Below are 23,302 nucleotides of genomic sequence, written 5' to 3' on the forward strand. Positions count from 1 at the left end.
CCGGGGGTGGCCCCGCCCGGGAGCCAGGGGCGCCCCGGCCCGGGAGCGGCCCCGATCCGCGGGTCAAGGGTGCCCGGGGTGGGGGCGGGAGGGGTCAGCGGGCGCGGCGGGCGCGCCAGGCCAGGTAGAGGGCCGAGGCGATGGCGGCGGCGCGGACCAGCCAGGGCCACATGCTCTGGAAGGCTTCGCCGAGCTGGGCATCGGCCAGGGGATCCCCCCAGCGGTGGTTCAGGCGGCCCCACACCCACACCACCGCCCCCGCGAACACCGCCCCGGGCAGCCCGAACACCGCCCACTTCTTCTCGGCGGGCCCGAGCACCCGCGACGCGTACGCCAGCAGCCAGCCGAGCCCGAGCAGCACCCAGTAGCCGCTGACCACGCCGACCGCCAGGAGCAGCGCGGCGAGGAGGAGGAAGGCGTGCGGCTTCGCCCGGACGACCGGGACCTCCGCGACCGGGGCCGCGCCCGCCGCCGCCGCGGCCTCCTTGCGCAGGCGCCGCCGCTCACGCAGCGCCCGTACGGCGGCCCGCCCCCGGGACCCGCCCGCCGCCCCCGCCCCGGCAGCGGCGGCGGCCTCGGCCGCCTCGTCCTCCTCCGGCGGGACCTTGAAGAGGTCGGGCAGCTCGCGCGGGTGCGGCCGCTCGATGCCGCCCACGAAACCGTCGACCTGCGGACCGTCGCCGTAGGGGCCGGGGGTGACCCGCCACCAGTCGGGCTCGCCCGATTCGCCCCCTTCGGGGCCGAGTTCGTCCAGTCCGGCGAGGTGCGGCGACGCGGGCCCGGTGGCCGCGGGCGGCTCGGGGCGCGGCGCCGGGACGGGCGGGCGACCGCGCAGCCGCCCCGGCCCCCGCTGCACCGGTACGCCGATCCCCGCATCCGCCTCCGGAGCGGGAGCCGAGGCGGAAGCCGCCCGCGGGCCGCCCGACTCCAGCGCGTCCAGGATCTCCTCGGGGCTGCCGATCCGGTCCAGGATGCGCCGGACCGCCGCCGGGGTCTCCGGGTCGTACTTGGCGCGGCGCCGGTCGATCTCGTCCCGCAGACCCGTCACGAGCCGCATCCGGTCGCTCGACGCCAGCTGCCGCCGCTGGGCCAAGTCCCCGACCCGGCTCAGATATTCGTAGACCAGATGGTCGCTCTCGATGCCCACGCCCCGGCTCCTCCCGTACCGCCTCGTCGAAAGGTAGCGCGTGCGCCCGTGGAGCGGCCGCGTACGCAGCGGATAACGTGGACCGGATGGGGACCGGCCGACGACCGGCCGACGCGACCAGGAGGCGACCGTGCCCGAGCCACGCACCGCAGGGACCGCTCCGCGTTCTCTCGCCGAGGCGCTGCGCGCCCGCGACGACGCCGCGCTCGCCGCGCTGCTGCGCGCCCGGCCGGATCTGCTGAGCCCCGTACCGGGGGACGTCACCCAACTGGCGACCCGCGCCGGGACCCGCGCTTCGGTGGTGCGCGCCCTGGAACACCTGGACCGCTTCACGCTCCAGACCGCGGAGGCGCTGGCGGTGGCGCCGGACCCGTGCCCCTACGGCGTGCTGGAAACGCTGCTGACCGGCGCGGCCCCGGACGGCGACGACGACCGCCGGGAGGCCGCCGACGCGGTGCGGGCCGCGCTGCCGGGCGCCGTGCGGGCCCTGCGCGACCAGGCCCTCCTCTGGGGCGGCGAGGATTCCCTGCGACTGGTGCGCACCGCGCGGGAGTTGCTCGCCCCGTCCGCCTCCCGGCCCTCCCCGACCGGGCTCGGCCCGACCGTCGCCGAGGCCACCGCGGGCATGTCCCCGGGCCGGATCCAGGAGATCGTGCTGGCCGCCGGGCTGCCCGCGACCCACGACGCGGTCTCGGCGGTGTCCGCGCTGACCGCCCTGTTCGCCGACGGGGAGAGGATGTCCGCGCTGCTCGACGAGGCGCCCGCCGAAGCACACCAGGTGCTGGGCCGGCTCGTGTGGGGGCCGCCCTACGGCGAGGTGACCGCGCATCCGACGCCGCCCGTGCGCTGGCTGCGCGACCACGGGCTGCTGCTGCCCGCCTCGACGCGCACGGTCGTCCTGCCGCGCGAGGTCGCCCTGCACCTGCGCGGCGGGCTGGCGCACCGCACGGTGGAGCCCGTCGCCCCGCCGGTGGAAGCGGCGCGCGAACACCGTCCACAGCTTGTGGACGCGAACGCGGCCGGTCAGGCGCTCGCCGCGCTCTCCACCGTCGAGGAGCTCGTCAAGTACTGGGAGCACACCGGGCCCGCCGTGCTGCGCGCGGGCGGACTCGCCGTCCGCGACCTCAAGCGGACCGCCGCCGCGCTGGACACCACCGAGGCCCTCACCGCCTTCTGGATCGAACTCGCCTACGCGGCGGGGCTGCTGGCCAGCGACGGCGAAGCCGACGAGCGCTACGCCCCCACCCCCGCCTTCGACACCTGGGTCGAACTCCCGCCCGCCGAGCGGTGGTCGGCGCTGGCCGCCGCCTGGCTCCCGGCCACCCGCACGGCCGCGCTGGCCGGCGAGCAGGACGCCAAGGGCCGCACCCTGTCCGTCCTCGGGCCCGACCTGGACCGCAGCGCGGCCCCCGAAGTCCGCCACCGGGTCCTGGAACTCCTCGCCGCGCTGCCCGAGGGCGGCTCCGCCGACCCCGCCGCGCTGCTCGCGCGGCTCGCCTGGGAGCGGCCGGTGCGCGGGACCAGCGAGCTGCGGGCCCGCCTGGCGCGGTGGACGCTGGAGGAGGCGGAGCTGCTCGGGGTGACCGGGCGCGGGGCGCTGTCGGCGCCCGGCCGGGCGCTGCTCGCGCACGAGGATCCGGGGCCGCTGCTGGCGCCGCTGCTGCCGGAACCGGTGGACCACGTCCTGCTGCAGGCCGACCTGACCGCCGTCGCACCCGGTCCGCTGCGCCGGCCGCTCGGGGACGTGCTGGCCGTGCTCGCCGACGTGGAGTCCAAGGGCGGGGCGACGGTGTACCGGTTCACGCCCGGATCCGTGCGCCGAGCCCTGGACAACGGGCACACCGCCGTCGACCTGCACGCCTTCCTGGCCGAGCACAGCCGCACCCCGGTCCCGCAGCCGCTGTCCTACCTGATCGACGACGTGGCCCGGCGGCACGGCCACCTGCGGGTGGGCGCCGCCTCTTCCTACGTGCGCTGCGACGACGACGCGGTGCTCGGCGAACTCCTCGCCGACAAGCGCTCGGCCGGTCTGGGCCTGCGCCGCCTCGCGCCGACCGTGCTGGCCGCGCAGGCCGAACCGGGTGCGCTGCTCGACGGGCTGCGGGCCATGGGCTACGCCCCGGCCGCCGAATCCCGCACCGGTGACGTGCTGGTGGCGCGCGCCGACGCGCACCGCACCCCCCGCCGCGCCGCGCCCGTACCGGTCCCGGAGGGGCCGCCGGTGCCGGACGCGACGCTGCTGGGCGCGGCCGTGCGCGCGATCCGCGCCGGCGACCTCGCGGCGACGGCGGTCCGCAAGGAGCCCGCGCCCTCCGCCACGGCGTCCGCCGCCCCCGGTGAACTGCCGCGCACCAGCGCGGCGGAGACCCTGGCGACGGTGCAGGCGGCGGCGCTGACCGGGTCCGCGGTGTGGATCGGCTACGTGAACGCCGAGGGCGCGGCCAGTCAGCGCGTGATCGCACCGGTGCGGGTCGAGGGCGGCTTCGTCACCGGCTACGACCACACCGCGGACGAGGTCCGCACCTACGCCCTGCACCGGGTCACGGGCGTCGCGGAACTGGCCGACGACCAGCTGTGAGACGAGGCGGCGGGCCGCGAAAACCGTTCGCCGGGCGGCTCGGCGGGCGGCCATCCTGAGCGCATGCCCCCAGAACCGACCCGCCGGATCCGCGCCGTCCACACCGCCGACACGATCACCGTCTACCAGGCCTACGGACCGCACCTGGGCCTCCCGGCGGCGCGTGACGGGCGCTTCCCTCCCGCCTGGAAGCGGGAGCGGATGACCTGGATCAAGCCGTCGTTCCTGTGGATGATGTACCGCTGCGGCTGGGGCACCAAGGCCGACCAGGAGACGGTCCTGGCCGTCGAGATCACCCGGGCCGGTTTCGACGACGCGCTGCGCCGGGCCTGCCTCTCGCACTACGAGGCCGCCACCCACCCCGACCACAGCACCTGGCGGGACGCCCTGCGCGCCGCCCCCGCCCGCGTCCAGTGGGATCCGGAGCGGGACCTCCACCTGAACCCGCTGCCCGACCGGTCCCTGCAACTGGGCCTGTCCGGACCCGCCTCCCGCGCCTACGCCGACGCGTGGACGGTGTCCATCCGCGACGTCACCCCGCTGGCCCGCGAGATCCACGCCCTGGTCCGCTCCGGGGACGAGGCCGCGGCCCGCGCCCTGCTCCCCGTCGAGACCCCGTACCCGGCGGGCCCCCTCCCGCACCTGGGCGCCTAGGCAGTCCCTTCCGGATACGCCCGGGCAGTCCCTTTCGGATCTCGCCGGACCCCCACACACGGCGGCGGATACGGCAGACTGGAGGTTTGGCCGTCCGCGCCCGGACGGCCACACCGCCGGAAAGGGACGCTCTTGAACGGGCCTCTGATCGTCCAGAGTGACAAGACCCTCCTGCTCGAGGTCGACCACGAACTGTCCGCCGCCGCGCGGCGGGCCATCGCGCCCTTCGCCGAGCTGGAGCGGGCTCCCGAGCACATCCACACCTACCGGATCACCCCGCTCGGGCTGTGGAACGCCCGGGCCGCCGGGCACGACGCCGAGCAGGTCGTGGACGCGCTCGTCGAGTTCTCCCGCTACCCGGTGCCGCACGCGCTGCTCGTCGACGTCGCCGAGACGATGGCCCGCTACGGGCGGCTCACCCTCACCAAGCACCCCGTGCACGGGCTGGTGCTGACCAGCACGGACCGGCCGGTGCTGGAGGAGATCCTGCGGTCCAAGAAGGTCGCCCCGCTCGTCGGCGCGCGGCTCGACGCCGACACCGTCGCCGTGCACCCCTCGGAGCGCGGCCAGATCAAGCAGACCCTGCTCAAGCTGGGCTGGCCCGCCGAGGACCTCGCCGGGTACGTCGACGGCGAAGCGCACCCGATCGAGCTGGCCGAGGACGGCTGGGCGCTGCGCCCCTACCAGCAGCAGGCGGTCGAGGGCTTCTGGCACGGCGGTTCGGGCGTGGTCGTGCTGCCCTGCGGCGCGGGCAAGACGCTGGTGGGCGCCGGGGCGATGGCGCAGGCCAAGGCGACCACGCTGATCCTGGTGACGAACACCGTCTCGGCCCGCCAGTGGAAGCACGAGCTGATCAAGCGGACCTCGCTCACCGAGGAGGAGATCGGCGAGTACTCGGGCACCCGCAAGGAGATCCGCCCGGTCACGATCGCGACCTACCAGGTCCTGACGACGAAGCGGAAGGGCATCTATCCGCACCTGGAGCTCTTCGACTCCCGGGACTGGGGCCTGATCGTCTACGACGAGGTGCACCTGCTGCCCGCGCCCGTCTTCAAGTTCACGGCCGACCTCCAGGCCCGGCGGCGGCTCGGGCTGACCGCGACGCTCGTGCGCGAGGACGGCCGCGAGTCGGACGTCTTCTCGCTGATCGGGCCCAAGCGCTTCGACGCGCCGTGGAAGGAGATCGAGGCGCAGGGCTACATCGCCCCGGCCGACTGCGTGGAGGTGCGGGTCAACCTCACCGAGACCGAACGGCTGGCCTACGCGACCGCCGAGACGGAGGAGAAGTACCGCTTCTGTGCGACGACCGCGACGAAGCGGAAGGTCACCGAGGCGCTGGTGCGCAAGCACCGGGGCGAGCAGACGCTGGTCATCGGCCAGTACATCGATCAGCTCGACGAGCTGGGCGAGCACCTGGACGCGCCCGTCATCAAGGGCGAGACCTCGAACGCGCAGCGGGAGAAGCTGTTCAACGCCTTCCGCGAGGGCGAGATCAGTGTGCTGGTCGTCTCGAAGGTCGCGAACTTCTCGATCGACCTCCCGGAGGCGACGGTCGCCATCCAGGTGTCGGGCACCTTCGGCTCCCGCCAGGAGGAGGCCCAGCGCCTCGGCCGGGTGCTGCGCCCGAAGGCGGACGGTCACGAGGCGCGCTTCTACTCGGTGGTGGCCCGGGACACGATCGACCAGGACTACGCCGCCCACCGCCAGCGGTTCCTGGCGGAGCAGGGCTACGCCTACCGGATCATGGACGCGGACGAGCTGCTGGCCGGCGGCTGAGCCGGCCGCGGGGGCGTCAGCGACGTATGACGCCGGCGTCCTCGCCGTATTCGCCGAGCAGGACCACGCTCACGGCGGTCCCGGCGAAGATCTTCGCCGCGCGCAGCAGGCCGCCCTTGCGCCGCTGACCGGGCCGCGTGGCCTCGGCCGCGCGGGCCGTGTGAGCGGTGTGGAGGTCGGCGGCGCCGGAGATGGGGGACGTTGGGGCAGAGGTGGTGGCGCCGCGAGTGTGGCGGCCCTGGCTCGGGGTGAAGAGTGCGGTGCTCATGGATCCATGGTCCTTTTCCAGGGCGGATCGCACATCGCCCTCGGGGCGGAACCGGGCGACCCCCCGTCTCCTCCTCACGGCGCACGCCCACCCCTAGGGCCCCTCCCAAAGGTTTGACACTCTCAGGTATGACACGGGAGCGTTCTCCCCCCTCCCCGCTCCCGTCCCCGCCCCGGCCCCGAAATCCGTTCGCACACCGCCGCGCCGATGGCTACACTCTCCGCTCTTGCCGCCTCCCCTCCCGCCGTCGCTCCACCACGCCGCCGGGGAGAGCCGCCGTCCGCTCGGAAACCGGACGGTCCGATCACAGAGATCAGCAGCTGGAGGCAGTTCCGTGTCCGCAGGCAGTGCCGTAGCCCGTCCAGACGGTTCCGAGTCAACCGGTTCCGGGCCAACCGGTTCCGGGTCAGCCGGTCCGCTCGCCCGGGAACGGGCCCACCTCGCGGCGTCCCGCTCCGCGCTGCGCGCCATGCGCGAGGACGTCGAGTCCCTCGACATCCGCGACGTCACCGCGAACTGGGTCAACGCCGTCGTCCTCCAGGCCCAGATCGACGACCGCATCAAGGCCCTCGCGGACCTGGCCCACACCCCCCTCTTCTTCGGCCGCCTCACCTACCTGCACGCGCCCGGCGCGTCCCTCGCCGAAGGCGCGGAGGGCGAGCAGTTCTACATCGGCCGCCGGCACGTGCACGACGCGGGCGGCGACCCGATGGTCATCGACTGGCGCGCGCCCGTCTCGCAGCCCTTCTACCGCGCGTCCAGGACCGACCCGCAGGACGTCGCGCTGCGCCGCCGCTTCGGTTACACCGGGGGCGAGCTGACGGCGTACGAGGACGAACACCTCCTGGACCCCGCCGAGGCGTCCGCCGTCAGCAAGCTGCTCCAGCAGGAGATCGAACGGCCGCGCGTCGGCCCGATGCGGGACATCGTCGCGACGATCCAGCCGGAGCAGGACGAAATCGTGCGGTCCGGCCTCGGCGGATCGGTCTGCGTCCAGGGCGGGCCCGGCACCGGGAAGACGGCCGTCGGCCTGCACCGCGTCGCCTACCTCCTCTACGCGCACCGCGACCGGCTCGCCCGGACCGGCACCCTCGTCATCGGGCCGAACCGTTCCTTCCTCCACTACATCGAGCAGGTCCTGCCCGCGCTGGGCGAGCTGGAGGTCAAGCAGGCGACGGTGGACGACCTCGTGGCGCGCCCGGGAGGGCCCGAGGTACGGGCCGCCGATCAGGCCGAGACGGCCGTGGTCAAGGGCGACGCCCGGATGGCGGAGGTGCTGCGCCGGGCCGTACGGTCACACGTGACGCTGCCGACCGAGCCGCTGATGGTGGTCCGCGGATCGCGCCGCTGGCGGGTCCCGGCGTACGAACTCGCCGAGATCGTCGAGGAGCTCCAGAACCGCGACATCCGCTACGGCGCCGCCCGCGACGCGCTCCCGCAGCGCATCGCGCACACCGTGCTCGTGCGCATGGAGCAGGCGGGCGAGGCCCCCGACGACCGCGTGCAGGACGCCGTGGCCCGGAACCCTGCCGTCAAGGCGGCCGTCAAGCAGATGTGGCCGCCGGTGGACCCGGCGAAGCTGGTGCTGCGGCTGCTCGCCGAGCCGGAGTTCCTCGCGGAGCACGCCGAAGGCATCCTCACCGAGGACGAGCAGAAGCTGCTGCTGTGGCCGAAGCCGTTCCGCAGCGTGAAGGCCGCGAAGTGGTCGCCGGCCGACCTGGTGCTGATCGACGAGGCGACGGACCTGGTGGAGCGGACGCACTCGCTCGGCCACGTCGTCCTCGACGAGGCGCAGGACCTGTCGCCGATGCAGTACCGGGCGGTCGGGCGGCGCTGTACGACGGGCTCGGCGACGGTACTGGGCGACCTGGCCCAGGGGACCACGCCGTGGGCCACGCGGAGCTGGGCCGAGGCGCTGGGGCACCTGGGCAAGCCGGAGGCGGTGCTGGAGGAGCTGACGGCCGGTTTCCGCGTGCCGCGCGAGGTGATCGCGTACGCGTCGCGGCTGCTGCCGCGGATCTCGCCCGGGCTGGCGCCCGTGTCCTCGGTGCGGGAGACGCCGGGGTCGCTGGAGGTACGGGCGGTGGCCGGGTCGGCGCAGGAGCTGACCGCGGCCGTCGTGGCGGCCTGCCGGGACGCGCTCGCGCACGAGGGGTCCATCGGGCTGATCGCGGCGGACGCGCGGATCGCGGGGCTGGGGGAGGCGTTGGTGGCGGCGGGCCTGCCGTATCTGGGGCCCGGGGAGGAGACGACTGCCGCGTCGCGGTTGACGCTGGTGCCGGCGTCGCTGGCCAAGGGGCTGGAGTACGACTACGTCGTGCTGGACGAGCCGGGGGCGATCGTGGCGGGGGAGCCGGATGAGCGGACCGGGTTGCGTCGCCTGTACGTCTGCCTGACGCGCGCCGTGTCGGGGCTGACGGCGCTGCACGCCGGCCCCCTGCCGGACGCCCTGACCTGACCCGCCCCGGGGCCGGGGGCCGTGCCAGCGTGGCCCGGGCCCCGCAGCCGCCCGCGGCACCGCTGCCCTCCGGGGGCGCCTCAAACGCCGGCGAGGCTGGATTTGGCCCGCGCCCGGGGACGGCCTGAGGCCCGTAATCGCCCGCGCCGCCATTGCCCTCCGGGGGCGCCTCAAACGCCGGCGGGGCTGGATTTGGCCCCAGCGGCGTCCGAGGCGACGCACCCCCAGCCCCGCCGGCGATTGAGGCGCCCCCGGAGGGTGGGACGGGCGCAGGCGGCGGCCGGTCGCGGTCGCGCTGACCGCTCCCGGGCCCGCGGGTCAGGACAAGGCCGTGCGCCAGCGGGCCACCGCGGCCGCGTCGACCGGGGTCGACCAGCCGCCGGGGCGCGCCGCACCGCCGATGTGGAAGGCGTCCGCGCCCGCGGCCCGCAGCCGCGGCAGGTGGTGCAGGCCGAGGCCCCCGCCGACCAGGATCCGCGGCCCGTAACCCGGATCTCCCCGCCGCGCGGTTTCCGCCAGCAGGGTCGCGAGTCCGGCGTCCACGCCCTCGGCGGCGCCCGCCGTCAGGTAGGTGTCCAGGCCCGGCAGGTCCGCGAGGGCCTTGCGCAGGCCGTCCCGGTCCGCGGCCCGGTCGATGGCCCGGTGGAAGGTCCAGGGGCAGCCGTCCAGCTCCGCGACCAGGGTCTCGACGGCCGCCAGGTCCGGCGTGCCGTCCGCGTGGAGGAAGCCGAGGACGAACTCCCGCGCACCCTCCGCCCGCAACTCCCGCGCCTTCTCGACGAGCGCCCCGACGTCGCCCGCGGCGAAGCCGTCCGCCAGCCGCAGCATCACGCGCAGCGGGATGTCCACGGCAGCCCGGATCGCCGCGAACGTCTCGCGCGGCGGGGTGAGGCCGTCGGCGGCCATGTCGGTCACCAGTTCCAGACGGTCCGCCCCACCGGCCTGGGCCGCGACCGCGTCCTCCACGGTGAGGGCGATCACCTCCAGGAGCGCACGGTTGCTCATTTGACCCCATCCTTCGGATTGCTGCTCGTATGACTGGTATGGAAAATAGGTCTAGTCCAATATCCAGGGTACGGCCCTCCCGGCACCCACCACCAGCACCCATCACGCCACCCGCACAATGTGCGCATGGACTCCGACACACCGCAGCGCGCACACGGCGCCGCCGAGGACCTGCGCGCCGCCTGGCACCGGACCGCCACCGAGGCGGGCGCCGACCGCGATCCCGGCCCCTACGCCGACCGGCTGCTGGCCGCCTGGGCCGAACCCCAGCGCCGCTACCACTCCACCGCGCACCTGGCCGCCGTACTCGCCCACGTCGACACGCTCGCCGGGCACGCCGCCGACCCGGTCGCGGTCCGCCTCGCCGCCTGGTTCCACGACGCCGTCTACCGCCCCGACCGCTCCGAGAACGAGGAGCGCAGCGCCGCCCTCGCCGAGCGCGCCCTGCCCGAACTCGGCATCGGCGCCGCCCGCACCGCCGAGGTGGCCCGCCTGGTCCGGCTCACCGTCACCCACGACCCGGCCCCCGGCGACACCGACGGCGAGGTGCTCTGCGACGCGGACCTCGCGGTCCTCGCCGGGTCCCCGCAGGACTACGCCGCCTACGCCGCCGCCGTCCGCGAGGAATACGGCTTCGTCCCCGACGACGCCTTCCGGGCCGGGCGCGCCGCCGTCCTGCGCCAGCTCCTCGCCCTGCCGCGGCTCTTCCGCACCCCGTACGGGGCCGCGCACTGGGAGGCCCCGGCCCGCGCCAACCTCGCCGCCGAAGCCGCCCGCCTGACCTCCTAGCCGCCTGACGGAAGCGAGTAAAACCTCACATAACCACCCCCGCGGGAATGCGGATCCCTCCCCCGCGGTTGGTGCGACACATGCCCGCAGCAGCCGAACGCACCCGCATGTCCGTCGCCGTCTACGTCCTCGGCCTCTCCGTCTTCGCCCTCGGCACCAGCGAATTCATGCTGTCCGGGCTGCTGCCGCCCATCGCCGAGGACATGGGCGTCACCATCCCGCAGGCCGGCCTGCTCATATCCGCCTTCGCGATCGGCATGGTGGTGGGCGCCCCGCTGCTGGCCGTGGCCACCCTGCGGCTGCCCCGGCGCACCACCCTCATCTCCCTGATCAGCCTGTTCGGCCTCGGCCAGGTCGCGGGCGCCCTCGCCCCGACGTACGAGCTGCTCTTCGCCTCCCGCATCGTCTCGGCCCTGGCCTGCGCGGGCTTCTGGGCCGTCGGCGCGGCCGTCGCGATCGCCATGGTCGAGCGGCACCAGCGGGCCCGCGCAATGGCCGTCATGATCGGCGGCCTGTCCATCGCGAACGTGCTCGGCGTCCCGGCGGGCGCCTTCCTCGGCGAGCACCTCGGCTGGCGCTCCGCCTTCTGGTCGGTCGGCGCCGCCTCCGCCGTCGCCCTCGTCGGCATCCTCGCGCTGATCCCGCCCATCCCGCTGCCCGCCGAGAAGCCCCGCCTGCGGCGCGAGCTGGGCATCTACCGCGACCGCCAGGTGTGGCTGTCCATCGGCGTCACCGCGCTCGCCGCGGGCGGCGTCTTCTGCGCCTTCAGCTACCTCTCCCCGCTGCTCACCGACGTCGCCGGACTCGATGCGGCCTGGGTCCCCTGGATCCTCGGCCTCTTCGGCATCGGCGCGCTCATCGGTACGACGGTCGGCGGCCGGGTCGCCGACGCGCACCTCTTCGGGGTGCTGCTCTGGGGGATCGGCGCCTCCACCGTCTTCCTGACCGCGCTCGCCCTGCTGGCCTCCGCGCAGGCCGCCGCGATCGCGCTGGCGTTCCTGCTGGGCTTCTCCGCCTTCTTCACCGCGCCGGCGCTCAACGCCCGCATGTTCAACGTGGCGGGCGCCGCCCCGACCCTGGCCGGGGCGACCACCACCGCCGCCTTCAACCTGGGCAACACCGGCGGCCCCTGGCTCGGCGGTACGGTCATCGACGCGGGCTGGGGCTTCGCCGCCACCGCCTGGGCCGGCGCCGCCATGACGGTCACCGCGATCGCCCTGGCCGTCGTCTCCCTGCGCCTGGACCGCCGTACGCCGCCCCGCGCGACCCGCGTCGTGACCTCGTCCTCGTCGCCCGCCTCCGCCACCGCCCCCGCAGACCAGCCGGTCTAGGACAGCAGCAGCGGCATGTCCCACCCCGCGGGCGCGCCCCCGGCGGCGTAGGCGTCCAGCGCCAGCGCCACGCCCGCGGCGCCGTCCAGGTAGCCCGAGACGTCCGTCCCGTACGGCGTCTTCGTCATCGTGAAGCGGTAGCCGAAGGGCAGCTCCGGATCGAAGTCGGCGACGAGCCGGGCCGCGATCCCGTCCCGGACCGCCTCGATCCGCGGGTCGGCGAGGTGCTCGCCGAGGCGGCCGAGCTGGTGCAGGGCGCCCGCCCAGCCGTGGCACAGCGCGTTGTCCTCGATCCCCCACCGCTCCGGGGGCAGCGTCAGCATCCGCTCCAGCGAGGCGTGTGCCGTGGCCGCCCAGTCCGCCCGGTCCAAGGCCAGCCCGGCCAGCTGCACCGCGCGCGAGACGCCGGGGGCGCCGTAGCACCAGGACGGCCAGCCCGCGGGCCGGGTGTAGGCCCCGGGTCCGGCGAGGTAGTCGGCCAGGCTCAGGTGCGGCGGCCAGTAGGCCCCGTGCTCGTCGCGCACCACCCACCTGGTCAGCAGCGCGACGGCCGACTCGACGGCCTCCCGCTGCCCGGGGACCCGTACGCCCGCGCTCCAGGCCAGCGACATCAGGGCCAGCGGTCCCGCCACCCCGTGCGAGATCCCGAGGTTGAGGTGGCCGTCGGGCAGGGTCGCCTCGGTGCCGATCCGCGGCGCGTCCAGCGCCCACCAGCGCGGCACCCGGTGCCCGCGGTGCTCCACCTCGCCAACGGACAGCTGGACCAGGTAGGCCAGTACGGACTCCAGCTCCTCCCCGCAGGTGTCGGCGCGGGCGAGCAGGTAGCGGCCGACGCCGGTCATCCCGCGCACCACCTCGTAGTGGCCGATGGTGGGCAGCGGGGAGTTCTCCGGGACGGCGGGCATCGCGGTGCGCACGAGGTCGCGCTGGTAGGCGTCGAGCCGCTGGAGCGCGGAGACGTAGCCGCCGGTGGCGCGGTGGGCGAGCAGCACGGCGAAGGCGAGGGCGCCGGGGCCCTTGAAGATGCCGCTCGGGACGGTCTCCCCGGTGCCGGCGGCCCGGGTGGCGACGGCCAGGTAGCCGTGCGCGCGGGCCGCGTGCAGGGCGGTGGGGCGGGCGGCCCCGCTGAAGGCGATGGCCAGGCCCGGGCTGCCGCTGCCGAGGGTCAGCTCGGCCCAGATCCCCTCGGGCTCGCCGTCGTCGGAGGCCTCGGCGGGGATCCGGGTGGCGGCCATGGTGGCGGCGGGGTCGGCGAGCCGGTCGAGGACCTGTGCGCAGACCTCGCCCGCGCGCCGGCGCAGCGTCGTCGTCCCGTCGGCGGCGCCCGCCGGCCCGTCCCGCTCGGCGGTCGCCGGACGCACCGGGCCGGGGCCCTGGCCGGGGTGCATCGGGGGCACCTCGTCGTGGCGCGTCCCGAGCGCCTGGTCGTCGCTGTTCATCGGGCGCTCCTGGTCGTCGTGGTCGGGGCGCTGCGCGCCGTCCGGGCCGCGTGCGCGCGGCCCTCGATCCGGGTGCGGGCGGCCCCGCGCAGGACGGCGTAGCCACGGGCCTCCGCCGCCGGGTCGATGCCGAAGAGCCGGTTGTGGCGCATGTGCAGCAGCGACAGGACGGCCTCGTCGCGGTCGGCCTCGGAGGCGGCTAGCACCCGCTCGCCGAAGGCGCGCGGTTCGGGGGCCTTCGTCCACAGGTCGGCGAGGGCGGGGATGCCGAGGCGTTCGGCGGCCCGGCGTGCGGTGTCCCCGGGGAGGTCGCCGGGGCGCACCAGGTCGTCGGCGAGCGCGCGGTGGCGCTGGTAGACCTCGTGGTCGGGGCCCTTGGTGAACATGTGGTCCGCCCAGGCGCACCAGTCCCAGTCGCCGAGGGAGTCCAGCAGGACGGCGTGCCCGGCGGCGGCGAACACCTCGTCGGGGACGGCGGCCGCTCCGGCGCGCCGGGCCCGCAGCTGGATGACGGCGGACTGGCTGTCGGTCAGGAAGAGCCCCTCGGCGTCCTCCTGGGCGGCGGGCCCGAGGTAGCGGTCGGTCTCGGGGCGGTAGCTGTCCAGCAGCAGGGTCTTCACGGTGCCCGCCTCGACCAGGCGGCGCACGTGCCGGGCGACGGCGGGCAGCACCCGGCCGTGCAGCGCCTGCGGGTCGCCGTGCAGCCGGATCCGCAGGTGCGGGTCGGGGTCGCGGTAGCGCAGGAAGAACCAGCGGTCGACGTCCTCGTCGACCTCGGCGAGCAGCGGCGGGAGGTGGTCGGCGAGCAGCGCGTCGTGGACGCCCGCTTCGGCGTACAGCTTGAGGTACAGCCAGTCCTCGCCGGGCAGGTGGACGGCGGTGGGCGCGGTGCGGACCGCGGACCGGGCGAGCGGCGCGGGCGGCGCCGGTTCCCCCGGCGCGGCGGGTGCGGCGGCGCGGGCGGCCCGGACCAGCGGGACGACGATCTCGGTGCTGTGCCCGGAGTTCCAGCCGAGCCCGGCGCCCCCGGCGGTGAGGTCCTCGTACAGCTGGAACCTCGGTTCGCGGGCGGTCAGTTCGGCGCGCAGCAGCCCCTGGTCCCAGGGGTCGCTCAGGTCGACGGGGAACATCTGGTCGTTGCGGGCGATCTGGATCCGGTCGGGCACCCGGCCGCGGCGCCGCCAGGCGCGCAGCCCCTCCTCCCACACGGCGGTGTCCGGCGAGCGGGCCGCGTCCATCAGCCTGCGCCCGGCGAGCCAGCGGCGCGGGGCGGTGATCACCCGCCCGTAGCGGACGCTGGGGAGGTACGGGAGCACGTCCAGCCCGGCCCAGTCCCAGCCGGACCACACCCGCGGGCGGGCCGCGGCCAGGTCGGAGAGGAAGCGGGCGACGGGCGGGGCCTGGGCGTCGAGGGCCAGCATGTGCGGGAAGACGGGGACGACCGGGCGGCCGGTGGGTCCGTGCAGCAGCCGCAGTCCGTCCTCCCCGGCGGCGACGAGCAGGGTGCGCCAGTCCAGGCAGCGCGGGTCGCCGCGGTCGTCGGCGACCCCGATGGGGATGCGGTGCTCCAGCAGCGGCGGGACCTGCACGATGTTCAGGGAGCGCGGGTCGCCCGGCATGACGTCGACCTGCGCGAGGATCGGCGCGTCGGCGCCGCCCGGGCCCTCGCCGGGTCCCGCTTCCGGTCCCGCCGCCAGTGCGCGCAGTTCCGCGGTGAGCCCGGCGACGGCGGCGAAGCGGCCCGCGGTCGCGCCGGCCGTCCAGGAGCCGATGTGCGGGCTGCCCAGCAGGGTGAACTCGCCCCGGTCGAGGGCTTCCGGGCTCTCGGCCAGGATCTGGAAGCAGAGTTCGAGGGTGCGCGGGGCGCGGGCCGCGGGGTCGTGTCCGACGGCGGCGGCGAGCCGGGCCACGTCCGCGTCGGTGAGGTCGATGTCGCCGCCGTCGAGGACCGCCTGCTGGGTGAGTTCGGCGATCGCGGCGCGGCGCGGCCGGTCGGCGTCCTCGCCGGGGCCGGTGCGCGGGTGGGCGGGCGCGGGGGCGCCGTAGGAGGGCGGCAGGCCGAGGCCCCGGTGCGGGTCGACGAGGTCGCCGAGCGGGACCGCGCAGGCGGTGCCGTAGCGCTCGATGAACCGCTCGCGGTAGTCCCGCATGTGGTCGAGGGTGGTCCACTGCGGGGTCATCGCCCAGATCGCGGCGGCGTAGCGGCGCACCTCCTCGCCGACCGCCTCCGGCAGCACGAGGTCGGCGGGCATCCGCAGGTCGACGTGGACGGGCGGCCGCGCCCCGGCGGCTTCCTCGCCCTCGCCGTCCAGGGCGCGTACGGCGTCCAGCAGGGCGCGCCAGGAGCGGTGCCCCTCGCCGGGCGGGTCCGCCTCGTGCGCGGCGGCCGCGGCGCGGACGGCGCGCAGCCCTTCGGCGGCGCCGGGCACCGCTCCGTCGACGGCGGCCCCGATCCGGTCGAGGAGCGCGTCGTCGATGCGGTGCGGGGTGAGGGAGGTGAGCAGGAAGCCGTGCTGGACGAGTCCGGCGAGCAGGCCGTCGATCCGGTCCGTCCCGACCGTGGGGAAGCGCTCGACGAGGGCGTCGAGGAGTGCGGTGTACGGGACCGGGCGGGCGGCGGCTTCGCGGACGACGGCGACGAGCGCGTTGTCCTGGACGGAGACCTCGCGCTCACCGGTGTGCCGCAGGAGGCGGCCGTCCCGGCGCACGCACAGGTCGTTCATGACCACTTCGGTCCGGCGGCGGACGGCGGGCACGGCGAGCCAGTCGCGCACCCGCCGGTGCAGCCAGGCCCCGTCGAGCCGGACCGCCACCTCCGGGGAGCCGGTGAGCTCGGCCGCGGCGGTGGCGCCGAAGCGGGCGGTGCCGACGCCGGCGAACAGGCCGAAGGGGGTGGGGCGCCCGCCGGCCCGGCGGGCGTAGCGGGTGAGGGTGCGGGCGGCGCTGAGGGTCCGCTTGCGGCCGAGGGCGGCGGCGCCCTCGTCGGTGGCGAGGCGCCGCAGGCTCAGGGCGAGGCTGCCGCTGGCGACCTCGACGGCCTGGCGCAGGAACGGATCGGCGGCGAGGCGGCGCAGGCCCGGGACGGGGTCGGCGGCGTCGATCCGGGCTTCGGCGGCGGCGCGCGGTGTGCTCGCCATGCGCACGAGCACGGGCCCGCGCACCTCGAACAGGTCCGCTTCGAAGGCCAGGTCCGGTTCCGGGTCCGGTCGCACGTCGTTGATCCCCCGTGTCGGTACGGAGAAGCGGGGCGGGCACCGGCCCGCCCCGCTTCACATCGGACGTCTACCGCGTCAGCAGCAGGTGGGGCAGCGGGTGCCGATGGCGTAGCTGCTCGGGGAGGTGAAGGTACCGGCGCCGAACTCCTGCGTCTGGTCGGTCACCTCGGAGATGCTGAGGTCGAGGTCCAGGTCGGAAGCGTCGTTGGCGAGAATCATTTCGATGCGCATGTGTCCCCCAGAGGGTTCGTTGAAGCGAACAAATGATCGGTGCAGCAGGCACGTGTTCGTCCCTGCCCCCACACTTTTCATTGCGGCAGCATTGCGCCGGGAGCGCTTTTTCGGCCAACCGGAAGAAGGAGCGGAGAGGGCCCTCCCGGCCGCAAGAACGGGGCCCGCACCGGCCTTCGCGACTCCCCCGCGAGCGGAATCACCGCTTCAGCCAGGAGCTTCTCCTGCCGCCGACACCGCAGGTTTACGGGCCCCCACGCCCGGGGGACTTGGCCTCGGCGGCCCTGCCGGGCCCCGACCGGCCACATCCGGCCGCCCCGCCGGGCCCGGATAACGCCCCGCAGGCCCTCCGCGCCGCGCCACCGGCCGCGTGGCGCGATCTTGCCCTTGCCATATGCACAGGCGGCGGCTTACGGAGCGGCCGGGCGGCCCTTCGGGCGGCGCAGCCCCGCCGCCGTGATCCGGCGGACGATCTCCTTGCTGCCCACCTCGACCGCGCCCGCGCGCACGGCGTCCGCGTACCGGTGCGAGGGGACGTCGTAGTGATCGCGCTCGAAGGCGCGCTCCGGGCAGCCGATGGCCGCCGCGAAGGCGTGCAGCTCCTCGAACGAGACGTCGCTGACCAGGTGCGACCACATCCGGCCGTGCCCCGGCCAGGTCGGCGGATCGATGTAGAGGGTCACCCCCTGTCCCCCTAGCGCCCGAGAACGGGTCCGAGGCCGCCCACGGCGGCCACCTTCACACCCTGCTTCCCGCACACCCAGTGCGGATCGGGCCCCAACTCCGGGTCCACGTCGAGCGCGTGGAGATCGGCGTGCGAGCAGACCGGGCAGAGCGGCCAGCGCCCGTACTTCTCCAGGAGCGCGTCCTGCACGTCCTGGGCGACGAGCCCGGCGAGGTAGCCGGCGCCCTCCGGCCACTGCTCCGCCCACCAACGGCGGTGCACGACCGAGTCCTCGACGAGGGAGACGACGTCGGCGTCCGCGACCTCACCCGCGATGAGGTCGGCGAGTACGAGAGCGCGAGCGGCGTGCAGCGCCTGCTCCAGAGGGGTCGCGTGGTCCATACGAGTCATTGTGGACCCGCGGCACGCGAAGTGGCGAAGGCCCCCCAAAGGAGGGGCCGCACGGCTCCTTGACGCCCGGAACCGCCTGAAAATATCTTTCAGAGGTGAGCGAAACCGAGAAGGAAACTTTCAGCGCGTCCGCCGGGGCGGCCCCCGCGGCCACCCCCGGCCGCGGCCCCGCACCCGGCCCCGGCCCCGGCCCCGGCCCCGGCCCCGAGACCCTGCGCGCCAAGATCCGCACGCTCGGCCCCTCGATGACCCGCTCCATGCAGATCGTCGCCGAAGCCGTCGCCGCCGACCCGGCGGACTGCTCGCAGCTCACCGTCACCGCCCTGGCCGCCCGCACCGGCACCAGCGAGGCCACCGTCGTCCGCACCGCCCGCCTCCTCGGCTACCCCGGCTACCGGGACCTGCGCCTGGCCCTCGCCGCCATCGCCGCCCGCCAGGAGTCCGGCACCTCCCCCGCCCTCACCGCCGACATAGCCGTCGACGACCCGATCGCCGACGTCGTCGCCAAGCTGGCCCACGAGGAGCAGCGCACCCTCGCCGAGACCGCCGCGGGCCTGGACCACGCCCAGCTGGAGGCGGCCGTCACCGCGCTCGCGGGCGCCCGCCGCACAGACCTCTACGGCGTCGGCGCCTCCGCCCTCGTCGCCCAGGACCTCGCGCAGAAGCTGCTCCGCATCGGCCTCATCGCCCACGCGCACGGCGACCCGCACCTGGCCATCACCAACGCGGTCCTGCTGCGCCCCGGGGACGTCGCCATCGCGATCACGCATTCCGGTTCCACCGGCGACGTGATCGAGCCGCTGCGCCACGCCTTCGAGCGCGGCGCGACCACCATCGCCATAACGGGCCGCCCCGGCGGTCCCGTCGCCCGCTACGCCGACCTCGTGCTCGCCACCTCCGCCGCCCGGGAGACCGAGCTGCGCCCGGCGGCCATGTCCAGCCGCACCGGCCAGCTGCTCGTCGTCGACTGCCTCTTCGTCGGCGTCGCGCAGCGCTCCTTCGCCACGGCCGCCCCCGCCCTGGCCGCCTCCTACGAAGCCCTCGCGCCCCGCCACCGCGCCTCCGCGCCCGCCGCCCCCCGCGCCGGCAGCAGCACCCCGGCCCGCAGCGCCCGTACGCCCCGCGTTCCCCGCACCCCCGGCACCGCCCCCTAGGAGCCCACCGCCATGACCACCGACCCGGCCGCCGACGCCCACGCCGCCCTGCGCGCCCAGCTGGAGACCCTCACCACCGAGGCGTTCCGCCCCGAGCTGGCCGACATCGACCGGCTGCCGACCCTCGACATCGCCCTCACCATGAACGCCGAGGACGCCACCGTCCCCACCGCCGTCGCCGGGCAGCTGCCGCGCATCGCCGCCGCCATCGACGCCATCGCCGAGCGCATGGCCCGGGGCGGACGGCTGATCTACGCGGGCGCGGGCACGGCGGGCCGGATGGGCGTCCTGGACGCGAGCGAGTGCCCGCCCACCTTCAACACCGACCCCGGCCAGGTCGTCGGCCTGATCGCGGGCGGCCCCTCCGCCCTGGTCCGCGCCGTCGAGGGCGCCGAGGACTCCGCGGACCTGGCGGTGGCCGACCTCACCGCCCTAGGCCTGACCGCCGACGACACGGTCATCGGCATCTCGGCCTCCGGGCGCACCCCGTACGCGATCGGCGCCGTCGAGTTCGCCCGTACCCGCGGCGCCCTCAGCGTCGGCCTGTCCTGCAACGCCGGTTCCGCGCTCGGCGCGGCCGCCGACCACCCCGTCGAGGTCGTCGTCGGCCCCGAACTGCTCACCGGATCCACCCGGCTCAAGGCGGGCACCGCGCAGAAGCTGGTCCTGAACCTCGTCTCGACCGTCGTGATGATCCGGCTCGGCAAGACCTACGGGAACCTGATGGTCGACCTGCGCGCCTCCAACGAGAAGCTGCGCGCCCGCTCCCACCGCATCGTGGCCCTGGCCACCGGCGCCCCCGACGAGGAGATCGAGGCCGCGCTCACCGCCACGGACGGGGAGGTCAAGCACGCCATCCTGGTCATCCTCGGCGCGGTCGACGCCCCCCGGGCCGCCGCCCTGCTGAAGTCGTCCCACGGCCACCTCCGCGAGGCCCTGGCCGCCGCCCCGGCCCCGGCCCCCGCCCCCGCTCCCGTCACCGGCTGACCCCGTCGGCCCCGCCACCCCGACCACCCACCACCGAGGGACGACCCGCACCGTGTCCACAGACAAGAACCGCGCCACCGCCGCCGCGATCCTTCCGCTGGTCGGCGGCTCCGACAACATCACCTCGATCGCCCACTGCATGACCCGCCTGCGCATCGGCCTGCGCGACCGCAGCCTGGTCCGGGACGAGGCCCTCAAGGCCCTGCCCGCCGTCCTGGGCGTCGTCGAGGACGACACCTACCAGATCGTCCTCGGCCCGGGCACCGTCGCCCGCGTCACCCCCGAACTCGAAGCCCTCGTCGCCGAGGAACGCACCGCCGCGCCCCCGCCCGCCGACGCCCCGGCGGCCGACCACACCCCGGCGCCCGCCGACGCGGTGACCGCCGACGCGCTCGCCGCCCGCGGCGCCGCCCTCCGGCAAGCGCAGAAGGCGAAGAACTCCACCCCCGTCAAACTCTTCCTGCGCCGCGTCGCGAACATCTTCGTCCCGCTGATCCCGGCCCTCATCGGCTGCGGCATCATCGCGGGCCTGAACGGCCTGCTGACCAACGCCGGCTGGCTGCCCGCCCTCGTCCCCGCGCTCGCCGCGATGGCCTCCGGCTTCATGTCGCTGATCGCGGTCTTCGTCGGCTACAACACGGCCAAGGAGTTCGGCGGCACGCCCATCCTCGGCGGCGCCGTCGCCGCGATCATCGTCTTCCCCGGCGTCGCGAAGATCGACGTGTTCGGTCAGCAGCTCTCCCCCGGCCAGGGCGGCGTGCTCGGCGCCCTCGCCGCCGCGCTGCTCGCCGTGCACGTCGAGAAGTGGTGCCGCCGCCTGGTCCCCGAAACCCTCGACGTCCTGGTCACCCCCACCGTCACCGTGCTGGTCTCCGGCCTGGTCACGATCTTCGGCCTGATGTTCCTCGCCGGTGAGGCCGCCCACGCCATCGGCACCTTCGCCACCTGGCTGCTCGCCACTGGCGGCGCCTTCGCCGGTCTGGTCCTCGGCGGGCTCTTCCTCCCCCTGGTCATGCTCGGCCTGCACCAGGCCCTGATCCCGATCCACACCACCCTGATCGAGCAGACCGGCTACACCGTCCTGCTCCCGATCCTCGCCATGGCGGGCGCCGGCCAGGTCGGCGCGGCCCTCGCGGTCTACTGCCGCCTCCCGCGCAACGGTTCGCTGCGCCGCACCATCAAGTCCGCGCTCCCCGCCGGTTTCCTCGGCGTCGGCGAACCGCTGATCTACGGCGTCTCGCTGCCGCTGGGCCGCCCCTTCGTCACCGCCTGCGTCGGCGGCGCGGCGGGCGGGGCCTTCGTCGGCCTCTTCAACCAGCTGGGCGTGGCCTTCGGTTCGACCGCCATCGGCCCCTCGGGCTGGGCCCTGTTCCCGCTGCTCAACGGCAAGGCCGGGCTCGGCGCGACCGTCGCCATCTACGCGGGCGGCCTGGCCGTCGGCTACGCGACCGGCTTCCTCGCCACCTACTTCTTCGGCTTCACCCGGCAGATGCTGACGGACCTGAACACCGACCCGGAAGCGGACCCGGCCGCCACCGCCGCGTCCACGGCTTCGCCGGTCCCCGCACAGGAACCGGCGATGTCGTAACGGCCGCCCGTGGGCGCGGCCCCGTCAGCGGGCCGCCGCCTGCGCGGGCAGGTTGAACACGTTCCCCGGCGAGACGATCTTCGTGATCGCCTCCCCGAAGACCGTGGTGGGCTCCGCGCCGTTGTAGTCGACGTCGGTGTTCAGCACCACGACGAGGGTCGCCTTCGCCTCCGGCAGGTACATGGTCAGCGACTCATAGCCCGGCAGCGAACCGTTGTGCCCGATCCACCCCTGCACCCGGAAGATGCCGAGGCCGTAACCGGCCCCCGGGATGGTCGTCTTCACCGTGTCCAGCCGCTCCTTCTGCGTGGCCGCGCTGATCAGCGGCTTCCCGTCGGGCAGCACGCCCGTCGCCACGGTGGGCGCCCATATGCGCAGGTCGTCCAGGGTCGAGATCATCGCCCCGGCCGCCCACCCCCACGACGGGTTCCAGTCGGCCGAGTCCTCCAGCTTCCCGCTGGCCGTCTGCTCGGTGTAGCCCTGCGCGTGCGGCTCCGGGAACTCCGCGCCCTTCGGAAAGAGCGTCTTGTCCATCCCCGCCGGGACGGTGATGTGCTCGTGCACGTAGTCCGCGAGCTGCTGTCCGCTCAGCTTCTCGACCACCAGGCCGAGCAGGATGAGGTTGGTGTTGCAGTAGAAGAACCGCGCTCCCGGCTCGAACAGCACGGGGTGCTTGAAGGAGTAGTCGAGCAGCTGCTGCGGCGTGAACGGCCTGTCGGGATTCGAGGTCAGCGCCTTGTAGAAGCCCGGGTCCGCCGAGTAGTTGAAGAGCCCGCTGCGCATCTCGGCGAGCTGGCGCAGGGTGATCCGGTCGCCGTTCGGCACGCCGTCGATGAACTTCCCGATGGGGTCGTCCAGTCCCGCCTTGCCCTGGTCCACGAGCTGGAGCAGCGCCGTCACCGTGAAGGTCTTGGTCTCGCTGCCGATGCGCGTGTAGAGGTCCGGCGTCATCTTCTGGCCGTTGGCCTTGTCGGCGACCCCGAAGGACCGTACGTACTCGCCCTTGTCCGGCGTCCAGATCCCCACGCTCACCCCGGGCACCTTCGCGTCGCGCAGGACCTGCTGCACGGCCGCGTCCAGCTGCCGCGCCACGGCGGGCGTGAGGTCCCGTACGGTCCCGGGCGCGACCGGTGGATCGGTCGCGGCGGAGACGGCCGGTACGGACGCCCCCTGCGCGAAGGCGGCCCCACCCGCGACCGGCACCAACAGCGTCCCGACCGCGACGACGGTCACGGCCCCCCTGCGCAACCGACTGGACGAGTGCGTCATGGCCGGACTCCTGCCATACGAGGACAAACCCGAGTTTTCAGCGTAGGCGGTCACGGGTGAGCCCGCTCGTGGAGCACCGCTGCCAGCCGCATCGCGGTGTCCAGGTTGCACCGTCCCAGGTCCACGAGCGGAAGCCCGTACGTCCCGGCCGCCGACACCACGTCCACCCCGAGCGAGGGGAACACCACCCCGACGCCGTCCAGCGCCTCCTTGAGCTGCCCCACGGCCTCCTCCGCCGCCTGGCGCCGCTCCTTGGGGGTCATCACCATGACATGTCACCTTTCGCTCTGAGTAATCACTTTCCCCACACAGAGTGGCGACCCGCTCGCTAGCCTTTC

19 protein-coding genes are annotated in these 23,302 nt (G+C 75.1%); 9 read left to right on the forward strand and 10 right to left on the reverse strand.

The genetic code is table 11. From position 1 onward, the window contains the following. Positions 1–94: 94 nt before the first annotated feature. A complete protein-coding gene (locus AC0693_RS04495) occupies positions 95–1,147 on the reverse strand; it encodes a hypothetical protein (RefSeq protein ID WP_478800934.1) in 1,053 nt (350 codons plus the stop codon). Between the two features lie 130 nt (positions 1,148–1,277). Here AC0693_RS04495 and AC0693_RS04500 point away from each other — a divergent pair, with 130 nt between their 5' ends. From AC0693_RS04500 to AC0693_RS04510, 3 genes are all read left to right on the forward strand, one after another. After that, positions 1,278–3,725, forward strand: a complete 2,448-nt coding sequence (locus AC0693_RS04500; RefSeq protein WP_478800935.1) for a helicase-associated domain-containing protein — start codon at positions 1,278–1,280, stop codon at positions 3,723–3,725. Between the two features lie 63 nt (positions 3,726–3,788). After that, the gene (locus AC0693_RS04505; protein ID WP_478800936.1) at positions 3,789–4,379 is read left to right on the forward strand and encodes a DUF4291 domain-containing protein; all 591 of its coding nucleotides are present in this window, start codon (positions 3,789–3,791) and stop codon (positions 4,377–4,379) included. Positions 4,380–4,511: 132 nt separating this feature from the next. Beyond that, entirely contained in the window at positions 4,512–6,155 is a 1,644-nt protein-coding gene (locus tag AC0693_RS04510; protein ID WP_356411828.1) for a DNA repair helicase XPB, read from the forward strand. Between the two features lie 16 nt (positions 6,156–6,171). Here AC0693_RS04510 and AC0693_RS04515 read toward each other — a convergent pair whose 3' ends face one another. Beyond that, entirely contained in the window at positions 6,172–6,423 is a 252-nt protein-coding gene (locus AC0693_RS04515) for a hypothetical protein (RefSeq protein ID WP_478800937.1), read from the reverse strand. A gap of 469 nt (positions 6,424–6,892) precedes the next feature. On the opposite strand from AC0693_RS04515, the gene AC0693_RS04520 reads away from it, so the two are divergent. Beyond that, positions 6,893–8,881 (forward strand): HelD family protein, encoded by a 1,989-nt coding sequence (locus AC0693_RS04520; RefSeq protein ID WP_478800938.1) that lies wholly within the window; start codon positions 6,893–6,895, stop codon positions 8,879–8,881. Between the two features lie 318 nt (positions 8,882–9,199). On the opposite strand, the gene AC0693_RS04525 is transcribed toward AC0693_RS04520, so the two are convergent. Continuing rightward, positions 9,200–9,886 carry a copper homeostasis protein CutC gene (locus AC0693_RS04525; RefSeq protein ID WP_478740470.1) on the reverse strand — a complete coding sequence of 229 codons (687 nt, stop codon included), beginning with the start codon at positions 9,884–9,886 and terminating at the stop codon, positions 9,200–9,202. Between the two features lie 126 nt (positions 9,887–10,012). On the opposite strand from AC0693_RS04525, the gene AC0693_RS04530 reads away from it, so the two are divergent. Next, entirely contained in the window at positions 10,013–10,675 is a 663-nt protein-coding gene (locus tag AC0693_RS04530; RefSeq protein WP_468469069.1) for an HD domain-containing protein, read from the forward strand. 107 nt (positions 10,676–10,782) lie between these two features. Next, positions 10,783–12,006 (forward strand): Cmx/CmrA family chloramphenicol efflux MFS transporter, encoded by a 1,224-nt coding sequence (locus AC0693_RS04535; protein WP_478801002.1) that lies wholly within the window; start codon positions 10,783–10,785, stop codon positions 12,004–12,006. On the opposite strand, the gene AC0693_RS04540 is transcribed toward AC0693_RS04535, so the two are convergent. The 5 genes from AC0693_RS04540 to AC0693_RS04560 form a co-directional block, all read right to left on the reverse strand. Then, positions 12,003–13,394 carry a lanthionine synthetase C family protein gene (locus tag AC0693_RS04540; RefSeq protein WP_478801003.1) on the reverse strand — a complete coding sequence of 464 codons (1,392 nt, stop codon included), beginning with the start codon at positions 13,392–13,394 and terminating at the stop codon, positions 12,003–12,005. The two genes, AC0693_RS04535 and AC0693_RS04540, sit on opposite strands and share 4 nt — an antisense overlap. 47 nt (positions 13,395–13,441) lie before the next feature. Continuing rightward, positions 13,442–16,582 (reverse strand): lantibiotic dehydratase, encoded by a 3,141-nt coding sequence (locus AC0693_RS04545; RefSeq protein WP_478801004.1) that lies wholly within the window; start codon positions 16,580–16,582, stop codon positions 13,442–13,444. 153 nt (positions 16,583–16,735) lie between these two features. Continuing rightward, positions 16,736–16,891 carry an SCO0268 family class II lanthipeptide gene (gene lanA, locus AC0693_RS04550; protein WP_356411813.1) on the reverse strand — a complete coding sequence of 52 codons (156 nt, stop codon included), beginning with the start codon at positions 16,889–16,891 and terminating at the stop codon, positions 16,736–16,738. A gap of 410 nt (positions 16,892–17,301) precedes the next feature. Further along, positions 17,302–17,574 (reverse strand): DUF4031 domain-containing protein, encoded by a 273-nt coding sequence (locus AC0693_RS04555; RefSeq protein ID WP_356411810.1) that lies wholly within the window; start codon positions 17,572–17,574, stop codon positions 17,302–17,304. Positions 17,575–17,585: 11 nt separating this feature from the next. Then, the gene (locus AC0693_RS04560; protein WP_356411808.1) at positions 17,586–17,957 is read right to left on the reverse strand and encodes a hypothetical protein; all 372 of its coding nucleotides are present in this window, start codon (positions 17,955–17,957) and stop codon (positions 17,586–17,588) included. 104 nt (positions 17,958–18,061) lie between these two features. Between AC0693_RS04560 and AC0693_RS04565 the strand changes: the two genes are divergently transcribed. From AC0693_RS04565 to AC0693_RS04575, 3 genes are read left to right on the forward strand one after another with little or no spacing between them, the layout of a single operon-like run. Further along, on the forward strand, positions 18,062–19,120 hold the full coding sequence (locus AC0693_RS04565; RefSeq protein WP_478800939.1) for a MurR/RpiR family transcriptional regulator: 1,059 nt from the start codon (positions 18,062–18,064) through the stop codon (positions 19,118–19,120). A gap of 12 nt (positions 19,121–19,132) precedes the next feature. Next, positions 19,133–20,107 carry an N-acetylmuramic acid 6-phosphate etherase gene (gene murQ / locus AC0693_RS04570; protein ID WP_478800940.1) on the forward strand — a complete coding sequence of 325 codons (975 nt, stop codon included), beginning with the start codon at positions 19,133–19,135 and terminating at the stop codon, positions 20,105–20,107. A 52-nt stretch (positions 20,108–20,159) separates the two neighbouring features. Continuing rightward, on the forward strand, positions 20,160–21,695 hold the full coding sequence (locus tag AC0693_RS04575) for a PTS transporter subunit EIIC (protein WP_478800941.1): 1,536 nt from the start codon (positions 20,160–20,162) through the stop codon (positions 21,693–21,695). Positions 21,696–21,719: 24 nt separating this feature from the next. Here AC0693_RS04575 and AC0693_RS04580 read toward each other — a convergent pair whose 3' ends face one another. Then, entirely contained in the window at positions 21,720–22,964 is a 1,245-nt protein-coding gene (locus AC0693_RS04580; RefSeq protein WP_478800942.1) for a serine hydrolase domain-containing protein, read from the reverse strand. A 50-nt stretch (positions 22,965–23,014) separates the two neighbouring features. Continuing rightward, positions 23,015–23,233 carry a hypothetical protein gene (locus AC0693_RS04585; RefSeq protein ID WP_356411794.1) on the reverse strand — a complete coding sequence of 73 codons (219 nt, stop codon included), beginning with the start codon at positions 23,231–23,233 and terminating at the stop codon, positions 23,015–23,017. Positions 23,234–23,302 lie beyond the last annotated feature (69 nt).

The organism is Streptomyces sp. NPDC043876 (assembly GCF_056435825.1).

Bases quoted from the DNA above. Each gene is read 5' to 3' on its own strand.
- AC0693_RS04505 (WP_478800936.1), top strand. From the start codon at position 3,789: ATGCCCCCAGAACCGACCCGCCGGATCCGCGCCGTCCACACCGCCGAC.
- AC0693_RS04515 (WP_478800937.1), bottom strand. From the start codon at position 6,423: ATGAGCACCGCACTCTTCACCCCGAGCCAGGGCCGCCACACTCGCGGC.
- AC0693_RS04520 (WP_478800938.1), top strand. From the start codon at position 6,893: ATGCGCGAGGACGTCGAGTCCCTCGACATCCGCGACGTCACCGCGAAC.
- AC0693_RS04525 (WP_478740470.1), bottom strand. From the start codon at position 9,886: ATGAGCAACCGTGCGCTCCTGGAGGTGATCGCCCTCACCGTGGAGGAC.
- AC0693_RS04530 (WP_468469069.1), top strand. From the start codon at position 10,013: ATGGACTCCGACACACCGCAGCGCGCACACGGCGCCGCCGAGGACCTG.
- AC0693_RS04535 (WP_478801002.1), top strand. From the start codon at position 10,783: ATGTCCGTCGCCGTCTACGTCCTCGGCCTCTCCGTCTTCGCCCTCGGC.
- AC0693_RS04540 (WP_478801003.1), bottom strand. From the start codon at position 13,394: ATGCACCCCGGCCAGGGCCCCGGCCCGGTGCGTCCGGCGACCGCCGAG.
- AC0693_RS04545 (WP_478801004.1), bottom strand. From the start codon at position 16,582: ATGGCGAGCACACCGCGCGCCGCCGCCGAAGCCCGGATCGACGCCGCC.
- lanA (WP_356411813.1), bottom strand. From the start codon at position 16,891: ATGCGCATCGAAATGATTCTCGCCAACGACGCTTCCGACCTGGACCTC.
- AC0693_RS04560 (WP_356411808.1), bottom strand. From the start codon at position 17,957: ATGGACCACGCGACCCCTCTGGAGCAGGCGCTGCACGCCGCTCGCGCT.
- murQ (WP_478800940.1), top strand. From the start codon at position 19,133: ATGACCACCGACCCGGCCGCCGACGCCCACGCCGCCCTGCGCGCCCAG.
- AC0693_RS04580 (WP_478800942.1), bottom strand. From the start codon at position 22,964: ATGACGCACTCGTCCAGTCGGTTGCGCAGGGGGGCCGTGACCGTCGTC.
- AC0693_RS04585 (WP_356411794.1), bottom strand. From the start codon at position 23,233: ATGGTGATGACCCCCAAGGAGCGGCGCCAGGCGGCGGAGGAGGCCGTG.